At 75.7% G+C, this 17839-nt stretch carries 15 protein-coding genes; 9 read left to right on the top strand and 6 right to left on the bottom strand.

What is annotated here, in order from left to right:
- Window positions 1–13: 13 nt before the first annotated feature.
- Together ACWFNE_RS16825 and ACWFNE_RS16820 are read right to left on the bottom strand one after the other, a co-directional pair.
- A complete protein-coding gene (locus tag ACWFNE_RS16825; RefSeq protein WP_452123566.1) occupies window positions 14–880 on the bottom strand; it encodes a maleylpyruvate isomerase family mycothiol-dependent enzyme in 867 nt (288 codons plus the stop codon).
- Window positions 871–1458: an RNA polymerase sigma factor gene (locus ACWFNE_RS16820; protein ID WP_452123565.1), complete on the bottom strand. Its 588-nt coding sequence runs from the start codon at window positions 1456–1458 to the stop codon at window positions 871–873. Before ACWFNE_RS16820 ends, ACWFNE_RS16825 begins: the two co-directional genes overlap by 10 nt.
- A gap of 360 nt (window positions 1459–1818) precedes the next feature.
- On the opposite strand from ACWFNE_RS16820, the gene ACWFNE_RS16815 reads away from it, so the two are divergent.
- The 3 genes from ACWFNE_RS16815 to ACWFNE_RS16805 are packed head-to-tail and all read left to right on the top strand — an operon-like array spanning window position 1819 to window position 7404.
- Window positions 1819–3309: a DUF3375 domain-containing protein gene (locus tag ACWFNE_RS16815; protein WP_452123564.1), complete on the top strand. Its 1491-nt coding sequence runs from the start codon at window positions 1819–1821 to the stop codon at window positions 3307–3309.
- Window positions 3302–4021 carry a DUF4194 domain-containing protein gene (locus tag ACWFNE_RS16810; RefSeq protein ID WP_452123563.1) on the top strand — a complete coding sequence of 240 codons (720 nt, stop codon included), beginning with the start codon at window positions 3302–3304 and terminating at the stop codon, window positions 4019–4021. The genes ACWFNE_RS16815 and ACWFNE_RS16810 overlap by 8 nt, the downstream gene beginning before the upstream one ends.
- Complete coding sequence (locus ACWFNE_RS16805; RefSeq protein WP_452123562.1) at window positions 4018–7404, top strand: ATP-binding protein; 3387 nt, start codon at window positions 4018–4020, stop codon at window positions 7402–7404. The genes ACWFNE_RS16810 and ACWFNE_RS16805 overlap by 4 nt, the downstream gene beginning before the upstream one ends.
- Window positions 7405–7437: 33 nt before the next feature.
- Here ACWFNE_RS16805 and ACWFNE_RS16800 read toward each other — a convergent pair whose 3' ends face one another.
- The 4 genes from ACWFNE_RS16800 to ACWFNE_RS16785 form a co-directional block, all read right to left on the bottom strand.
- A complete protein-coding gene (locus tag ACWFNE_RS16800; RefSeq protein ID WP_452123561.1) occupies window positions 7438–8679 on the bottom strand; it encodes an MFS transporter in 1242 nt (413 codons plus the stop codon).
- A 125-nt stretch (window positions 8680–8804) separates the two neighbouring features.
- The gene (locus ACWFNE_RS16795) at window positions 8805–9206 is read right to left on the bottom strand and encodes a nuclear transport factor 2 family protein (protein ID WP_452123560.1); all 402 of its coding nucleotides are present in this window, start codon (window positions 9204–9206) and stop codon (window positions 8805–8807) included.
- A 75-nt stretch (window positions 9207–9281) separates the two neighbouring features.
- Window positions 9282–10058, bottom strand: a complete 777-nt coding sequence (locus ACWFNE_RS16790) for a YqjF family protein (protein ID WP_452123559.1) — start codon at window positions 10056–10058, stop codon at window positions 9282–9284.
- Between the two features lie 115 nt (window positions 10059–10173).
- A complete protein-coding gene (locus ACWFNE_RS16785; RefSeq protein ID WP_452123558.1) occupies window positions 10174–10389 on the bottom strand; it encodes a hypothetical protein in 216 nt (71 codons plus the stop codon).
- A 124-nt stretch (window positions 10390–10513) separates the two neighbouring features.
- Here ACWFNE_RS16785 and ACWFNE_RS16780 point away from each other — a divergent pair, with 124 nt between their 5' ends.
- The 6 genes from ACWFNE_RS16780 (at window position 10514) to ACWFNE_RS16755 (ending at window position 17836) form a co-directional block, all read left to right on the top strand.
- Window positions 10514–10969, top strand: coding sequence for a MarR family winged helix-turn-helix transcriptional regulator (locus tag ACWFNE_RS16780; RefSeq protein ID WP_452123557.1), 456 nt, complete (start codon window positions 10514–10516; stop codon window positions 10967–10969).
- Between the two features lie 211 nt (window positions 10970–11180).
- Entirely contained in the window at window positions 11181–11312 is a 132-nt protein-coding gene (locus ACWFNE_RS16775; protein ID WP_258726899.1) for a hypothetical protein, read from the top strand.
- A gap of 570 nt (window positions 11313–11882) precedes the next feature.
- Window positions 11883–13001, top strand: coding sequence for an alanine dehydrogenase (ald, locus tag ACWFNE_RS16770; protein ID WP_452123556.1), 1119 nt, complete (start codon window positions 11883–11885; stop codon window positions 12999–13001).
- 91 nt (window positions 13002–13092) lie between these two features.
- A complete protein-coding gene (locus tag ACWFNE_RS16765; protein WP_452123555.1) occupies window positions 13093–14238 on the top strand; it encodes a GNAT family N-acetyltransferase in 1146 nt (381 codons plus the stop codon).
- Between the two features lie 52 nt (window positions 14239–14290).
- Window positions 14291–16390 (top strand): M3 family metallopeptidase, encoded by a 2100-nt coding sequence (locus ACWFNE_RS16760; protein WP_452123554.1) that lies wholly within the window; start codon window positions 14291–14293, stop codon window positions 16388–16390.
- A 45-nt stretch (window positions 16391–16435) separates the two neighbouring features.
- Window positions 16436–17836 carry a M20/M25/M40 family metallo-hydrolase gene (locus ACWFNE_RS16755; protein ID WP_452123553.1) on the top strand — a complete coding sequence of 467 codons (1401 nt, stop codon included), beginning with the start codon at window positions 16436–16438 and terminating at the stop codon, window positions 17834–17836.
- Window positions 17837–17839: the final 3 nt, after the last annotated feature.

Here is a 17839-nt window from a genome sequence, read left to right as displayed (position 1 = left end):
CGCCGGGCGTGCGTCACGCGTCGTCCGTCTCGTCGCGGTCGAAGCCGGCCGCGACCTCCAGGAGGTCCGCGACCAGGCGCGGGTCGCCTGCCGAGCGGTGCGCGACGCGACGGGGGTCCCGCCGGCCGCCCAGCAGGTAGCAGAACTCGAGGACGTCGAGGTGCAGGGCGGCGTCCGGCGCGGTGCCCGCACGGGCCCCCGGCACGGGAAGCGTCCACCGGCCCCCACCCGGGCCCGCGAGGTCGACGCGCACGACGCGTCCGGCGTGCTGCGGCCGCACGAGCCCGAGCGCCGCGACGAGCTGGCGCACCCCCGCGTCGGCCATCGGCGCCAGGTGCTCGGACGGCGGTGGGCTCGGGGCGCGGTCGAGCGCGCGGCGGATGTCGTCCGAGTGGATCCAGGTCTCGAACGCGCGCTGGAGCAGTGCGGTCCGCACGGGGAGGACCTCGCCCAGCAGCTGGATGTCGTCGTCGAGCGCGACCGAGCTCGCACCGACGCGGCGTACGAGCGCGTGCGCCTGCTCGCGCCACGCGTGCACGACCCGCTCGGGCGCCGCGCCCCGCCCCGCGTCGTCCTCCGGGGACGCCGGCACGAGGGCGCCGACCTGGCCGGCGACGGCGCGGTCGAGCGCGTGCAGGTGCGCGACGACTCGGCGAGCGGACCAGCCGTGGACGACGGGACGCGCCCACCCCGCCGCGTCGAGGTCGGTGAGGACGTCGTCGAGGCGCCGGGCCTGCAGCGCGTACGGGGCGACGACGGCCGGGATGGTCGCCGGGCGGCGGGCGAGAGCCGCGGACAGCACGGCGTCGCGCGTGCCGGGGGCGGGCGCCGACCGTGCGGGCACACGACGGAGGTGGTCGGACGAACCGGTCAGGGGCATGACGTGATCCCTTTCGCGGCGAGGAGCGAGGAGAGGCGGTGCAGGCCGAGCCGCAGGCGCGACTTGGCGGTGCCCTCGGGGATGCCGAGCGCCTCGGCGACCTGCCGGTAGCTCAGACCCTCGAAGTACGCGAGGTAGACGGCGCGCCGCTGCGGGCCGGGCAGGGACGCCACGGCGCGACGCACCTGGGCCCCGAGCACGGACGCGACGGCGGTCTCCTCGGGCGCGACGGTCGACGAGAGCGTCGGCACGGACGGGTCCGCGCCCGCGAGCCGCAGCCGACGCAGGCCCGACGCCTCGCGGCGGACGAGGTCCACCGACCGGCGGTGGGCGAGGGTCGACAGCCAGCGACGCAGGGTCCCCCGCTCGGGGTCGAACGCCTCGGGGTGCTGCCACAGCGAGCACAGCACCTCCTGGAGCACGTCGTCGGCCGCCGTCCGGTTCCCGGTGAGCCGGACCGCGATCCGGTGCAGGTACGGCCCGTGCAGGTCGTACACGCGTCCGAGCGCGGTCTCGTCGCCGTCGATCAGGCGTCGGCGGAGCTCGTCGTCCGCCGGGTCAGTCGTCGCCTCGTCCACCCCGTCCCCCCGGAGCCGTCGGGTCGTCCGCCTGCTGTTCGTCACGGGTCGCCGTACCGGATCACCTCGCGCGCCGTGCCGCCGTACCCGGGCCGCCGCCGCCGCGCGCAGCCTGCGCCGACGCGCGTCCGGGCGGGCACCCGCCCCCGCGCGGACGGGTACCCGGGACCACCGGGGTCGTCGTCGCACACCCGATCGTGGCGCCCCGGGACCCGTGCGGGCACCGCCCGCCACGTCGGCCGCACCTTCGGGCGCCACCGCACGCACCGGCCTCGTCCCGGCGCGGACGGAGACCGTGCCGGGGTCCACGGCGGCCGCGTCGACGCCCGGTCCCGCGGCGACCACCTACGCTGTCCGGCGATGAGCACTCGTGCCGAAGCGGCCTACCTCGGAGCCGTCCGGGCGTTCCAGAACCCGATGCTCGACCTGCTGCACAAGCGGCACGCACCCCTCGTCGTGTCCCTGCTCTCGGTCGTCTTCACCGCGGAGCGCCCGAGCGTCCCCGTGGCCGACGCCCACACCGAGATCGGCGACGCGCTCGACCAGCTGCGCGCCGCGGGCCACGGCGACGAGCTGCCCGCCGGCACCGCGCGCGAGCTCTGCCGCCAGTGGTCCGACGCGGGCTGGCTCGTCCGTCACGTGCTCGAGGACGACGTCGAGGTCTACCGGCTGTCCGCGCACGCCGTCGGGGCGCTCGAGGTCGCCGGGCGCGCGGGCGGCACCCGCGCCCGCGTCTCGCAGTCGCGCGTGCGGACCCTGCTCGACGCGGTCGAGCGCCTCGCGCAGGACGCCGACCCGGACGTGCTCGTGCGCCTCGCGCGGCTCGACTCCGAGATCGGTCGGCTGCGCGCCGAGGTCGCCCGCATCGAGCGGACCGGCACGGTCGACCAGGTCGACGACGAGCAGCTGCTCGAGGAGGCCGAGAACGTCCTGCACCTCGTCCGCGAGCTCCCCGCGGACTTCGCGCGCGTCGCGGAGTCGATCAAGGCGATGCAGCGCGACGTCGTGACCGCGCTGCGCCAGGACGAGCGGCCCACCGGCGAGGTGCTGCGCGAGTACCTCGCGCGCGGCGAGCACGTCATGGAGTCGACGTCCGAGGGCCGCGCGTTCGCGGGGGCGCTGCGCCTCATCGGCGACCCGCAGCGCCTCGACGCGCTCGCGACGCACCTCGACGTCGTCCTGCGGCACCGGTTCGCCCGGCGGCTGCCCGCGCCGCAGCGCACGGAGCTGCGCGAGATCGGCCGGCGCATCGAGCAGGGCCTCGACCAGGTCTTCACCGCGCAGCGCGAGGCGTCGTACGTCATCACGACGCAGGTCCGCAACCACGACCCGCTGCGCGACCGGCAGGTCGACGAGCTGCTGCGCGACGTCATGACGGGCCTGCAGGCGTGGGTGCCCGACGCGCGACGCGGGCAGTCCGTGGAACCGCTGCGCCGGCTGCCCGTCGCCGAGGTCGACCACCTGCGCCAGACCGCCGGCGACCTCCGTCCGCCCCAGGCGCCCGCGCCGCTGGACGTCCGGGACGACGACGACACGGACGTCCCCCAGGCCGAGGTGCGCGCGTGGGGTGGCCCGCACTACGCCGAGCTCGACGCGCACCTCGCGGCGCTCGCGGACGGCGCGGGCACGGTCGACGTCGCGGCGGCGTTCTCCGCTGCGCCGGCCGCGATGCGCCGACCCGTCGACCTGCTCGGGCTGCTGGAGATCGCACACCGGTACGGCATGACGGAGACCGGCGAGGTCGCGTTCGTCGACGCGGTCCGCCCCGACGGGAGCCGTCGGCGGTTCGCGTTCGAGGGCGTGACGACGGCGGCCGGCACCGGTCCCACGAAGGAGGAGACCCATGGGTGAGACGACCGACGAGACGCGCGGGGCGCCGGTCGCCGGTGCCGACGCGCAGCCCGGGGGCGACGCCGGTGCGGACAGCGGCTTCATCGCGCCGGTCCCCATGGAGGAGGACCCGGCCGAGCTGTTCGCGGGGGACTCGGGCACGCTCGACGCCGACGTCCGCACGGTGCTCGTCCGGCTCCTGCAGCGCCGCTTCCTGACCGCGGAGAAGAACCGTGCCCAGTGGCGGACGCTGCTCGACAACCAGCAGGTCGTCGAGTCGCGGCTGCACGACCTGTTCGTGCACCTCGTCGTCGACCACGAGCGCGGCGTCGCCTACAAGAAGCAGGTCCGCTCCGCCGAGCTCGACGTGCCGGTGCTGCTGCGCGACGACGCGTACAGCCGCGCCGAGACTCTCGTCCTGGTGCACCTGCGCACGGTGTTCCAGCGCGAGCGCGGCGCGGGGGAGACCTCGGTGCGCGTCGACGTCGAGGAGCTCGAGCAGACGGCCCTGACGTACTTCGACCCCGACGACACGAACGTCGCGACCCGCCAGCGCGAGATCCGCGCCGCGGTCGCCCGCCTCGCGAAGGACGGGCTGATCGACGAGGAGTCGGAGGGGCGCTACCGGGTGACCCCGCTGGTCGAGGTGGTGCTGAGCAACGAGCGGCTCGCCGAGCTGCGCGACTGGCTGCGCACGCAGGCGGCGCACACGGGTGAGGACGACGCGGCATGACGATGGTCGACACGCTCTTCGGGCTCGTCCCGGTGACCTCGACGGGCCAGCAGTGGGTCGCGCGCGACCTCCAGCTCGTCAACTGGGGCGGGTACGACGGGCACCACCGCGTGCGGCTCGCGTCGACCGCGACGCTGCTCTCGGGCGGCTCGGGGTCCGGCAAGTCGACCCTCATGGACGCCTACATCGCCCTGCTCATGCCGCACACGACGCCGTTCAACGGCGCGTCGAACGGCGGGGTCGTCGGGCGCCCGCGCGGCAAGGACCAGCGCAACGTGCTGTCCTACGCGCGCGGCAAGGTCGACGAGTCGCGCACCGAGGACGGCACGCGCGAGAGCGTGCTGCGCGGCGACGGGCGCGACACGTGGTCCGCGATCGCGATGACGTGGGCCGACCAGGCGGGCCGCGAGCTCACCGCCGTGCGCGCCTGGTACGTCCCGGCGGCCGCGCGCGTGCTCGACGACGTCGTCGCGGTGCGCGCCACGTGCGACGGGCCGTTCGACCTGCGGGACCTCGAGCCCGCCGCCGCCGACCGCCTCGGCCGGGCTGCCGTGACCGCCGCGGGCCTCACGCCGTTCGACACCGACCGCGAGCTCACCGCCCGGCTGCACTCGACCCTCGGGATCGGCGCGACCGGCGACGGGAACAAGGCGGTCGCGCTCCTCGGGCGCATCCAGGCGGGACAGCAGATCACCACGGTCGACGCGCTGTACAAGGCCATGGTGCTCGAGGAGCCCGACACGTTCGCGACCGCCGACGCCGTCGTCGAGCAGTTCGACAAGCTCTCGGGCACGCGCGACCAGATGATCACCGCGCGCCAGCAGGTCAAGGCGCTCGAGCCGGTCCGCGCGCACCGCGCCGACATCGAGGCCGCCGGCGAGCGGCTCCGGGTCATCGAGCAGGCCGGCTCGTTCGACGACGGCACCTCGCCCGCGGCGCTGTGGCGCCACGAGCGCCGGCTCGGGCTGCTGCGCGCGGTCGAGCAGGACCTGCAGCGCCGCCACCAGGACGCCCAGCGCCTCGCGACCGCGACGTCGGAGCGCGTCGAGGCGTCGCGGTCCGAGCTCGACGGCGTCAAGGAGACGCTGTGGTCGTCGGGCGGCGACCGGCTCGCGACCGCGCAGCGCGAGCTCACGAGCGCGCGGCAGCGACTCGACGGGGTCGCACGCGCCCGGGCCCGGCTCGAGGACGTGGTGGTCCCCGCGCTCGGCGGCGCGCCGGCCACGCAGGCGGAGCTCGACGTGCTCGTGCGGCGTGCGGGGGAGGCGCTCGCGGACGGCGACTCCAAGGCCACCGCCCGGAGCGCGTTCGGCGACGCGATGGCCGAGAAGAAGGACGCCCAGGACGAGCTCGCGGGCCTCGTCGCCGAGCGTGCGCGGGTCGCCCGGCGGCAGGGCAACATCCCCGGTGACCTGCACCAGGCTCGCGCGGCGCTCGCCGAGGCAGCCGGTCTCGGCGTCGACGACCTGCCGTTCGTCGGCGAGCTCCTCGAGGTCCGCACGGAGCACGAGCCGTGGCGCGACGCCTTCACCCTGGCGCTCGGCGGCTTCGCGACGCTCCTGCTGCTCGACGTCGCGCACCTGCGCGCCTTCCGTGCCGCGATCGACGCGGTGCCCACCGCGCGCCGGATCCGGTTCGAGGGCGTCCCGACGGGGCTGGCGACCGACGTCGCGCTCGACCCGCGGACGATGCCCGGCCGCCTCGACCTGCGCGCCACGCCGTTCACCGGGTGGCTCCGCAGCGAGCTCGCGAGCCGGTTCGCCTACGTGTGCGTCGACACCCCGGGCGAGCTCTCCCAGCACGCCAGGGCGCTCACGCGCGCCGGCCAGGTCTCCGACGGCCGCCAGGGCGCGCACGGCGGGCAGGGGCGCGCCCACGTGCTCGGCTTCACCAACACCCGCCTGCTGAGCGCCCTCGACCAGCAGATCACGCGCGCGCAGCAGCGCGTCGAGCTCGCCGAGGCGCAGGTCGTCGCCGCCGAGGGGCGCCTCGACCGGCACGAGGTCGAGCGCCGCGCGTTCGAGGCGCTCCGCGAGGTGACCTGGGACGGGGTCGATGTCGCCTCCGCGGAGGCCGAGGTCGGCCGGTGGTCGCACGTCATCGACGACGTCACCTCGGGCAACCCCGACGTGACCCGCCTCCAGCGGCGCGCGACCGAGCTCGAGGCGGCGATCCGCACGCTCACCGAGGAGCTCGGCCGGACCAAGGGCGCCGCGCACGAGCTCGGGATGCGCTGGTCGGCGACGACCGACGAGGTCGACGCCGCGCAGCGGGCGCTCGACGAGGCCCGGACCCGCGGCACCACGGTCGCGGCGGACGCGCGCGCGTACCTCGACGCGCTGCTCGGCGGAGAGGACGGCGCGGGCACGACCGCCGAGATGGCGACGCCGGCCGGTGCGCTGGCCGCGTTCGACGCGGTCGTGGCGCGCGCGAGCGACCTGCTCCGCTCGGACCGGCAGGCGGCGCAGCAGGTGCTCGGGGCGGCCCGTGACGCGCTGCGGCGGACCTTCGAGACGTTCGTCGAGCGCTGGCCCGACCCCGACCTGGGCACGGACCCCGACGCGTCGTACGGCGACTTCGCGCGCCTGCTCGCGGAGCTCGAGACGCACGGCCTGCACGAGCTCGAGGGGGAGTGGCGCACCAGCCTCCTGCGGCTCTCCGGCAACGACCTGACCGACCTGCACAACGCCCTGAGCCGGTCGGTCCGGGAGATCAAGGAGCGCATCCGCCCCGTCAACGACATCCTCGCCGACCTGCCCTTCGCGGACGACGAGCACCGCCTGCGCATCGACGCGCGCGACACGCAGTCCACGGTCGTCGCGCGGTTCCGCAAGGAGCTCCGCGAGCTGCGCGAGGTGCTGCAGACCGAGGCGACCGACGCCGAGCGGGAGCGGCGGTACGCCCGGATGGCCAAGGTCATCGACCGGGTCCGCCGCACCTCACCCGACTTCGCCGACCTCGTCGACGTGCGCCGCCACGTGCGGCTGAGCGCCGAGAAGGTCGACCTCGAGGGGCGGCACGTCGCTCTCTACGACCACATCGGGGAGAAGTCCGGCGGTGAGTCGCAGGAGCTCGTCGCGTTCATCGTCGGCGCCGCCCTGCGCTACCAGCTCGGCGACGCCGGTGCCGACCGCCCCCGCTACGCCCCGGTCTTCCTCGACGAGGCGCTCATCAAGGCCGACGCGCGGTTCACCGGGCGGGCGATCGGCGCGTGGCGCGGCCTCGGCTTCCAGCTCATGATCGGCGCCCCGAACGACAAGTTCGGTGCGCTCGAACCGCACGTCGACCTCAAGTACGTGGTGCTCAAGGACGCCACGGGCCGGTCGCGGACCAAGCTCGTCGCGGGCGTGCCGGACGGGACGGGCGCGCGGCGGGACGCGTGACTGCCGGGTCGTCGAGCCCCGTCCGCCGTCCCGTCAGGATGCGCCGCGCTCGTCCGCGGGGCTGCGCCGACGCCGTGACGCCACGAGGAACGGCAGCGCGAGCAGGTTGATCCCCGCCCCGATCAGGTAGCTCGTGCCGTAGCCCCACACGTCGGCCGCGCGCCCGAGCACGGGCTGCACCACGACCCCGCCGAGGCTGCCGACGAGCGAGTCGAAGGACAGCACCGTCGCGCGCTGCTCCGACGGGACGAGGTCGTTGAGGTAGGCCTGGCGCACGGGCGTGACGGCCGCCCCGGCGACGCCCCACAGCACGAGCAGCCCGAGGGCGAGGGCGAAGCCGTCGACCAGCCCGAGGAGCGCCAGGGTGGCCGCGCCCGCCGCGGTCCCGCCGATCAGGATGGTGGTGCGCCGCTGCACGAGGCGGCGCACCCGGGTCGCGAGCGCGCCGCCGAGGATCTGCGAGCCCGCGACGACGGCCGCCGCGAGACCGGCGACCGCGTACGCGTCGGGGTCGCCGTAGAGCTCGAGCAGGAACGGCTGCATCGCGTAGAACGCGAACACGCCCACGCCCGAGACGAACGGCGCCGCGAGCATGAGCCAGCGCACGGGCGGGTTGCCGAGGCCGTGGTGCAGCGACTGCGTGAGGATCGCCCGCGCCGCCTCCCCGGGCCGGGCACGCGCGGCCGGGGTGAAGCCGAGGTCGCGCATGAAGACGGCTGCGACGGCGAGCATGACCAGCAGGACGCCGGCCCGCAGCAGGAACGGCACGCCGAGGTCGGTGGCCTGCGCGACCACCCCGCCGGCGACGGAGCCGACCAGCATCGCGGCGCCGCCCGCGACCTGCCCGCGCGCGAAGACCGGCTCGAGAGCGCCCACGTACCCGCTGGCGCGCAGCGCGTCGACGAGCCACGCCTCGACCGCGCCCGAGAAGAACGTGAACCCGAGCCCGAGGAGCACCGACACGACGGCCCAGGCCCAGAACGGTCCCTCGACCTGCCAGAGCCCCCAGTACAGGAGGGTCGACGCGGCCAGCGTCACCGTCCCGAGCAGGTAGGACGCGCGTCGACCGCGGGAGTCCGCGACGACGCCCGTCGGGATCTCGAACAGCACCATGCCCGCGGTGAAGAACGCGTTGGCAGCGAACGCCTCGACGTTGCTCAGGCCCGCGTCGAGCAGGAACAGCGTGTTGATGCCCCAGATGAACGCTGCCGCGAGCGTGTTGCCGACGACGAGCGTGAGGTAGGTCCGCTGCACCCGACGGGCGAGGGGTGTCATCGGGCGAGCCTGTCACCGCGCGAGCGTCGCGGCCAGACGTGGGCGCGCGCCGCACCTCGTCGAGGGCGCCGAGCGCGACGAGCCTGCCGGTCCCGGCGGTGGCCGGTGGGCGCTGCGGGGGTGGTCTACCGCTCGTCCGCCGCCGGGTCCGGCACACCGGCGGGCGACGGCGTGTACGCCCGGCCGGGCCAGTACGCCCACTCCTCGAAGTGCTCGACGCGCCCGTCGTCGGCGAAGCGCAGGACCCAGAGGTCCCGGTACTCCTGCGGCTCGTCCCCGCCGTACCGGACCTCGGCCCGCACGACGGCGACGGGCCACGTGACGGCGACGGGCGCGGCCCGCATCGTGAACGGCGTGTCGTCGGACCAGAAGTCCCGGATCGCCTGCCAGCCGACGAGCGGCGGCTCGTACGGCGAGCGCAGGTAGTGCGCCTCGGGCGTGAACAGGCGCTCGACGGCGGTCAGGTCGTCCTCCCGCCACGCGCGCTCGTAGTGCCCGACCCACTCCATGACTGCGGCGGCGTCCACGGTCGTATCGTCCTGCGTCCCCGCGGGCGCGGACAAGGTCTCGTGGGCAGGAGGTCGTGACTCGGGCCGGGCGGGCTACCGCGCCGCTGCCCTGGCGCCCCCGGGCACCGCGAACGGGCGGCCGAACACGGTCCGCACGCCGGGCGACCACAGCACCGAGTCGGGCGCCCGGCCCGCGACGTCCGCGAGGCCCGCGGCGGCGACGAGCGAGTCGTCGAGCTCGTGCAGGGTCGCGGTGTGCAGCGGCCAGGGGCCGTGCTCGTTCGGCACGTACAGCAGCCGACCGAGGTGCCGGGTGTGCAGTCCCCAGCGGGCGGTGAGGAACTGTGCGAGCGCGTCGGGCTCGGCGATCCGCGGCCCGGGGGTCACGACCACGCGACCGCCCGCGCCGCGCGGCCCGGGGGCCAGCCGCGACGTCGTGTAGGTGAGCCGGTCGCCGTCGGACCGGATCCGCATGCGTGCCCACACGTACGGCAGCCCGAACGCGAGGCGGGCGCCGACCACGACGGCGAGCCGAGCCGCGTCGAGCGACCGGAACACGACGCCCCGACGACCCTCGGCGTCGACCGAGTAGAGCCGCACGTTCGTCTCGGCGAACGTCCCCACCCACGGCACACCGGGTCCCTGGCCGAGCGCGGCTCCGGCGAGCCGGAAGGGCACGAGGCCGACCCAGGTCCCGCCGTCGTGCACGTCGGGGATCGTGCCGGGCGGCAGCAGCGGGGCGACGAGCGCCGGGTCGACCCGCCAGTGCAGGAACGTCAGGGCCTCCCAGCGCTGCGACAGGATCGCGCGTCCGCGGAGACCGGGAGCGTCGACCGAGACGGGCAGCGGGGGCACGGGCGCGGGGGTCACGGGGACCAGCGTGCACCCTCGTGGCACGCGACGGACGGGGACCGTGACGCCCGCGCGGCCGCGAGGCGGGCGCCCGTCGGCGCCGCGTCCCCGACCGTCCCCTGCAGGCCGAAGGTCAGCCCTGCTCGTCGCGCTGCACGAGGTACACACGGCCGTCCGGCCCGACGACGCGGGTCAGCTCGGCGTTGAGCCGGGCCTCGCGTGCGGCCTCGTCGGCGTTGGCCCGGCGGCCCGGCCGGTCCGCGCCGAGCTCGGGCGGCCCGAAGAAGCGCAGCAGGTAGCGCTCGGTGAACCGCATGCCCCAGGAGCGGCGCGGGCTGGCCTCGGTCACGGCGGTCTCCTCGGTCGAGCGGGGCGGTCGGGCGGGGCGGGCGGACCGTGCGGCGGGAATTCGCTGAGTGCACGAACGATCAGTGCACTCAGCATAGCCGGGTCCGCGGCTAGACTCCGGCAGTGTGACGACCTCCACCCCGGCGCATCCCGACCTCCTCGCGCTCGACCGGCAGGTCTGCTTCGCGCTCGCCGTCGCCGCCCGCGAGGTCACCGCGGCCTACAAGCCCCTGCTCGAGCCGCTCGGGCTCACGCACCCCCAGTACCTCGTCATGCTCGCGCTGTGGGAGGCGAGCCCCGTCCGCGCGGGCGACCTCGCGCGCCGGCTCAGCCTCGAGCCCGCGACGCTGTCCCCGCTGCTCAAGCGGCTCGAGGCGCGGGGCCTCGTCACGCGGGCGCGCGACCCGCGCGACGAGCGGGCGCTCGCGGTCACGCTGACCCCCCAGGGCGCCGCGCTGCGCACCGCGGCCGAGCGCATCCCGCCGGCCGTCGTCGAGCGGCTCGGCATGGGGCTCGACGAGCTCGAGCACCTGCGCGACTCGCTCACCTCGCTCATCGCCGCGACCCGGACCGGCGCCTGACGCGTCCGCCCGTGCCGGCCCGTCGCCTCGCCGCCGGCCGCCCGGCCACGCACCACGAGGTCACGCCCGTCGTCGGCGCGGCACGACCGGTCCGGGGCGTGTGCAGGACCTGCGCAGGCCCGGTGAGGGAGCTGTGGCGGTGCCCGTGTGGCACCGTCACCCGTTTGCCGCGAAGATGTTGCGGCACATGTCATCGGCACCAGGAGCTCTCATGTCACGAACCGACCGCCAGCAGCAGCCCGCGGCCGTGAGCACGTCGACCGGATCGAGCGCATCGCCGATCTACGACGCGCTCGTGGGCGAGCTGGGTGACCCGGCCACCGCCGGCACCTCGCGCGACTGACGCACGCTCCGTCGACGGACCGGGAACGGGCCCGGTCCGCGGCGGACCAACCGCCCGCGGCACACCCGGGCGGACGAGCACGGACCGTGGGGGACCGGGGCGCACCGCCGCGCCGGGGTCCCGCACAGGATCCCCGCGCGCCCGGCCCGGGCTCGGCGCCGGGCGTGGCCGACGCTCCCGGCGGGCGCCAGGAATAAAGCGTGGAGCCGGGGCGCTGAGGATGTCATGATCGGATCTCCCGGTCTGCGCGGCGGTGTCAGCATCCCGCCGCGAAGGATCGGCCCGGACACGGAGAACGCTCCCCTCGTGAGGGGTGGACGGACGTGGTCCGGGTGGCTCGTCACCGACGGCCCCCAAGCAGGCCCGGGGCGGTTCAGGTCGCGCGTGAAGAGGACAAGCGGGCGCGACGGACGGTGACGTACAGATGCTGACCGGCGGCGACGGCCCCGGACCTGCGGCTCAGCCGGGGTTCGGGGCCGTCTGCGCGCGACCCGCGCGCGGACGGACCCCGTCCCGTAACGTCCGGAGCACCGAACCCCGCACGTCGAGCGCACCCACAAGGAGCCGTCGATGAGAATTGGTGTCCCGACCGAGGTCAAGAACCACGAGTACCGGGTGGCGGTGACGCCCGCGGGCGTCGACCAGCTCGTCCGGGCCGGGCACGAGGTCGTCGTGCAGGCGGGAGCCGGGACCGGCTCCGCGATCGAGGACGACGAGTTCCGCGCCGCCGGCGCGCGGACGGCCGCGAGCGCCGAGGAGGTGTGGGGGACGGCGGACCTCGTGTGCAAGGTCAAGGAGCCCGTCGCCTCCGAGTACCCGCTCCTGCGGGACGGGCTCGTGCTGTTCACCTACCTGCACCTGGCCGCGGACCGGCCCGCGACGGACGCCCTCCTCGCCGCCGGGACGACCTCGATCGCCTACGAGACCGTCCAGCTCGCCGACGGCACGCTCCCGCTGCTGGCGCCGATGAGCGAGGTCGCCGGACGGCTCGCCACGCAGGTGGGCGCCTACCACCTCATGAAGAACGAGGGCGGCTCGGGCACGCTGCTCGGCGGGGTCCCCGGGGTCGCGCCCGCGAGCGTCGTCGTGATCGGGGGCGGGGTCGCAGGCCGGCACGCCGCCGAGATCGCGCTCGGCATGCACGCCGAGGTGACGGTCCTCGACGTCTCCCTGCCGCGCCTGCGCGAGCTCGACGCCGAGCTCGGCGGGCGCGTCCGGACGCTGGCGTCGAGCACCTACGCGATCGCGCGCGAGGTGGCCCGCGCGGACCTCGTCGTCGGCGCCGTGCTGGTGCCCGGTGCGCGCGCCCCGAAGCTCGTGACCGACGACATGGTCGCGACGATGCGCCCGGGGTCGGTCCTCGTCGACATCGCGGTCGACCAGGGCGGGTGCTTCGAGTCCACGCGCCCGACGACGCACGCCGACCCGACGTTCCCCGTGCACCGCAGCGTCTTCTACTGCGTGGCCAACATGCCCGGCGCGGTCCCCGTGACGTCGACGCGCGCCCTGACGAACGCGACGCTGCCGTACCTCACGGCGCTCGCGGACCGGGGCTGGCGCGACGCCCTCGCGGCCGACCCGGCACTCGCGCGCGGCCTGACGACGCACGGCGGGGCGCTGCACAACGCGGCGGTCGGCGCCGCGCACGGGTACCCGGTGCAGCCGGTCGACGCGGCGCCGGCGGGCTGACCGGCCGCCCTGCGACCCGGCCGCGGACCGGGCGGAGCAGGCGCGACACCCGCCCTGGCCTCGTGTGGGCGCCCAGGTGCACGCTGGCCGGATGACGCTGACCCGGTACCTCGTCGCCGCAAGCATCGACGGCTACATCGCCGACACCGAGGGCTCGCTCGACTGGCTGTTTCAGTTCAACGACACCGAGGGGCTCATGCCCCACGTCGACGCGTTCGTCGCGGGCACCGGCGCGATCGCGATGGGCGCTGCGACGTACGAGTTCATGCTCGGCCAGGGTGGGCCGTGGCCGTACCCGGAGCAGCGCACGTGGGTGTTCACGCACCGCGACCTGCCCGTGACGCCCGGCACCGGCGTCGAGCTGACGCACGACCCCGTCGAGGAGGTCCACGCGCGCATGGTCGAGGAGGCGGCGGGCCGTCACGTGTGGCTCGTCGGCGGCGGGGACCTCGTGGGCCAGTTCGCCGCGCGCGACCTGCTGGACGAGATCTGGCTGGGCGTCGCCCCGGTCGTGCTCGGCGGCGGCACCCCGGTGCTCCCGCGGCGGCTCACGGGCCGGCTCGAGCTCCTCGGCGTCACGCCGTTCCCCGACGGGTTCCTCGAGCTGCGCTACCGGTGCCGTCCGGACGGCCGGAGCGCCCCCGCACGGAATGACCGTGCACGTCACGCCGCGTGCGTGCCAGGGTTCCGCATGGACCGGGTCGAGCTGACCGACGACGTGGTGGTGCTCCGCGCACCGGGGGCCGCGGACGTCGACCGCATCACCGCGCTGTGCCAGGACCCGGACGTGCAGGAGTGGACGGTCGTCCCGTCGCCCTACACGCGCGCGGACGCCGAGGGCTTCGTCGAGCACGTCGTCGACGCCGGGTGGGCGAGCGGCTCGGCGCTGACCTGGGCGGTCCGCGACGCGGCCACGGACCGCCTCGACGGGATGATCGGCCTGACCCGCGCCCCCGCCGCGTCCGCCGAGATCGGCTACTGGCTCGCGCCGGACGCACGCGGCCGCGGTGCGATGTCGCGCGCCGTGCGGCTCGTCGTCGACCACGCGCTGCGCCCGGACGGCCTGGCTCTCGAGCGCCTCACGTGGAGCGCGGTCGTCGGGAACACGGCGTCGCTGCGCGTGGCCGCGCGTGCGGGCTTCCGGCTCGAGGGCACGGTCCGCGGCTTCGTCCTGCAGCGGGGCCGCCGCCGGGACGGGTGGGTCGCGACCCTCCTCGCGAGCGACCCGCGGCCGTGACCGGGGACGTCCCGCCCGCGCCGCGGCGCCCCGGTCGGCGATGATGGACCGCATGAGCGACACCACCCTCGACCCGACCAACCCCTTCGCGTCGGCGTCGACCCTGCCGTACGGGCTGCCCGACTTCCGCGCGATCCGGGAGGAGCACCTCCTGCCCGCGATGCTCGCCGGCATGGCGGAGCACCGGGCCGAGGTCGAGCGCATCGCGACCGACCCCGCCGCCCCGGCGGTCGAGAACACGCTCGAGGCGCTCGAGCGCGCGGGCCGCCTGCTGCACGTCTCGGCGACGGTGTTCTTCAACCAGTCGAGCTCCGACTCGACGCCCGGTCTCGAGGCGGTCGAGGAGCAGGTCGCCCCGCTCCTCGCGCAGCACCACGACGCGATCTACCTCGACCGCCGCCTGTACTCGCGCGTGCGCGCGCTCCAGGACCAGGTCGACGCGGGCGAGCTCACGCTGGACCCCGACACGGTGTGGCTCCTGCACCGCACGGCGGTCGCGTTCGTGCGCTCGGGCATCGAGCTCGACGACGCGGCGCAGGAGCGGCTGCGCGCGCTCAACGGCGAGATCACCTCGCTCGAGACGGCGTTCGGCCGGATCCTGCTCGCGGGGACGAACGCGGCGGCGGTGCTGGTGACCGACGAGGCCGAGCTCGACGGGTTGCCCGAGGACGCCCGCGCCGCGGCGGCCCAGGCGGCTCGCGGCCGCGGCCACGACGCCGGCTGGCTCCTCGAGCTCCAGCTGCCGACGCAGCAGGCGCCGCTCGCGATGCTCCGCGACCGCGGGCTGCGCGAGCGCCTGCACCGCGCGTCGGTCGGCCGCGGTGCGACGGGCGACGAGCACGACACGCGCACGACCCTGCTGGCGCTCGCGCGGCTGCGCGCCGAGCGCGCCCGGCTGCTGGGGTACGCGCACCACGCGGCGTACGTCGCGCAGGACGCGACCGCGAAGACGGCCGAGGCCGTCGAGGCGATGCTCGCGCGCCTGGCGCCGGCCGCGGTCGCGAACGCGCGTGCGGAGGCCGCCGACCTGCAGGCCGCGCTCGAGCGTGACGTCCCCGGAGCGACCCTCGAGCCGTGGGACTGGGCGTACTACGCCGAGCAGGTCCGCAAGGAGCGCCGCGCGCTCGACGACGCGCTGCTGCGCCCGTACCTCGAGCTGGAGCGCGTGCTGCACGACGGCGTCTTCCGCGCCGCCGGCGAGCTCTACGGCCTGACGTTCGCCGAGCGCACCGACCTCGTCGGCTACCACCCCGACGTGCGCGTGTTCGAGGTCCTCGAGGCGGACGGCACCGGGCTCGGGCTGTTCCTCGGCGACTTCTGGACGCGCGAGTCCAAGCGTGGCGGCGCGTGGATGAACAACCTCGTCGACCAGTCCACGCTGCTCGGCGAGCAGCCCGTCGTCGTCAACAACCTCAACATCCCCAAGCCCCCGGACGGCCAGCCGACGCTGCTGACGTCCGACGAGGTCGTGACACTGTTCCACGAGTTCGGGCACGCGCTGCACGGCCTGTTCTCGGCGGTGCGCTGGCCGTCGCAGTCGGGCACGGCGGTGCCGCGCGACTTCGTCGAGTACCCGTCGCAGGTCAACGAGATGTGGATCTTCGACCCGGCGGTCCTGCGGGGGTACGCCGTGCACCACGTGACCGGCGAGCCGATGCCGCAGGAGTGGGTCGACACCCTGCTCGCCTCGCAGCAGGACGGCGAGGGCTTCGCGACGACGGAGTACCTGGCGGCGGCGCTGCTCGACCAGGCCTGGTACCGCCTCGCGCCCGACGAGGTCCCGACCGACGTCGAGGACGTCGTGCCGTTCGAGGAGGCCGCGCTCGAGCGGGCCGGCGTGGCGTTCGCGCCGGTGCCGCCGCGCTACCGCACGACGTACTTCAACCACGTGTTCGGCGGGGGCTACTCGGCCGGGTACTACGCCTACATCTGGTCGGAGGTGCTCGACGCGGACACCGTCGAGTGGTTCCGGGAGAACGGCGGGCTCTCGCGCGCGAACGGCGACCGGTTCCGGGAGGCGCTGCTCTCGCGCGGCGGCTCGTGCGACCCGCTCGACGCGTTCCGCGACCTGCGGGGCCGTGACCCGCAGATCGAGCCGCTGCTCGCCCGGCGGGGCCTGCTCGACGCGGTCCCGCCCGCCGCCGGCGCCTGACCGTCCGGGCCCGGCGCGCCCGGGCGCGCGGGTACCGTGGTGCGCATGCCCACGGTTGCCTCCGCCGCGTCCTCCGAGCCCTCCGACCGCCCCGTGACGGGGGTCGCGCCGGGCGGCGGCGAGCACGCCGGCGGCGGTCACCCGACCGCGGAGGACGAGGTCGTCCGGATCTGCCAGGAGCTCATCCGGTTCGACACGTCGAACTACGGCGACGGCTCCGGCCCGGGCGAGCGCGCCGCCGCGGAGCACGTGATGGCGCTGCTGACCGAGGTCGGCCTCGCCCCGGAGTACTACGAGTCGGCCCCGGGCCGCGCGAACGTCGTCGTGCGCCTCGAGGGCGAGGACCGCACGCGTCCCGCGCTCGTCCTGCACGGGCACCTCGACGTCGTCCCGGCGCAGGCCAAGGACTGGAAGATCGACCCCTTCGCGGGCGAGGTCCACGACGGGCTCGTGTGGGGCCGCGGCGCGGTCGACATGAAGGACATGGACGCGATGATCCTCGCGGTCGTGCGCCAGATGGCGCGCGAGGGCCGGCGCCCGGCGCGCGACGTCGTCGTCGCGTTCTTCGCCGACGAGGAGGCCGGCGGCGTCTGGGGCGCACGCTGGTCCGTCGACAACCGGCCCGAGCTCTTCGAGGGCGCGGCCGACGCCATCAGCGAGGTCGGCGGCTTCTCGGTCGACGTCGACGGCCGCCGCGCGTACCTCCTGCAGACCGCCGAGAAGGGGATCGGGTGGCTGCGGCTGATCGCGGACGGTCGCGCCGGGCACGGCAGCCAGGTCACCCCGGACAACGCCGTGACCCACCTCGCCGGCGCGATCGCGCGCATCGGGGCCCACCCGTGGCCGCTCGCGCTCACGCCCACGGTCCGCGCGCTGCTCGCGGGCGTCGCCGACCTCACGGGCCTGCCGTTCGACCCGGAGGACGAGGAAACGGTCGACCGGCTGGTCCGCGCGCTCGGCCCGGCCTCGCGGTTCGTCGGCGCGACCGTCCGCAACACGACGAACCCGACGCAGCTGATCGCCGGCTACAAGGCGAACGTCGTGCCCGGGCGGGCGGAGGGCGTGGTCGACGGCCGCTTCGTGCCCGGCACCGAGGAGGACTTCCTCGCCACGGTCCGCGAGCTCGCCGGGCCGCACGTGCGCGTCGAGCACCTCCACCGCGACATCGCGCTCGAGGTGCCGTTCGAGGGGGACCTCGTCGACGCGATGGTGAGCGCGCTGCTCGCGGAGGACCCGGGCGCGCGCGTCCTGCCGTACACGCTCTCGGGCGGCACGGACAACAAGTCGCTCGCCCGGCTGGGCATCACCGGCTACGGCTTCGCGCCGCTGCGCCTGCCCGCCGACCTGGACTTCGCCGGCATGTTCCACGGTGTCGACGAGCGCGTCACGACGGACGCGCTGCGGTTCGGTGTCCGGGTGCTCGACCGCCTCCTGCGCACCGTGTGACGG

Source organism: Cellulomonas sp. NPDC055163 (genome assembly GCF_053607065.1).
Note: the sequence above shows the minus strand (reverse complement) of the source record. Positions and strands in the feature narration are given on the sequence as shown.

Coding starts and splice junctions, on each gene's coding strand:
- ACWFNE_RS16825 (WP_452123566.1), bottom strand. CDS start 880: ATGCCCCTGACCGGTTCGTCCGACCACCTCCGTCGTGTGCCCGCACGG.
- ACWFNE_RS16760 (WP_452123554.1), top strand. CDS start 14,291: ATGAGCGACACCACCCTCGACCCGACCAACCCCTTCGCGTCGGCGTCG.
- ACWFNE_RS16765 (WP_452123555.1), top strand. CDS start 13,093: ATGACGCTGACCCGGTACCTCGTCGCCGCAAGCATCGACGGCTACATC.
- ACWFNE_RS16775 (WP_258726899.1), top strand. CDS start 11,181: ATGTCACGAACCGACCGCCAGCAGCAGCCCGCGGCCGTGAGCACGTCG.
- ACWFNE_RS16810 (WP_452123563.1), top strand. CDS start 3,302: ATGGGTGAGACGACCGACGAGACGCGCGGGGCGCCGGTCGCCGGTGCC.
- ald (WP_452123556.1), top strand. CDS start 11,883: ATGAGAATTGGTGTCCCGACCGAGGTCAAGAACCACGAGTACCGGGTG.
- ACWFNE_RS16800 (WP_452123561.1), bottom strand. CDS start 8,679: ATGACACCCCTCGCCCGTCGGGTGCAGCGGACCTACCTCACGCTCGTC.
- ACWFNE_RS16815 (WP_452123564.1), top strand. CDS start 1,819: ATGAGCACTCGTGCCGAAGCGGCCTACCTCGGAGCCGTCCGGGCGTTC.
- ACWFNE_RS16805 (WP_452123562.1), top strand. CDS start 4,018: ATGACGATGGTCGACACGCTCTTCGGGCTCGTCCCGGTGACCTCGACG.
- ACWFNE_RS16755 (WP_452123553.1), top strand. CDS start 16,436: ATGCCCACGGTTGCCTCCGCCGCGTCCTCCGAGCCCTCCGACCGCCCC.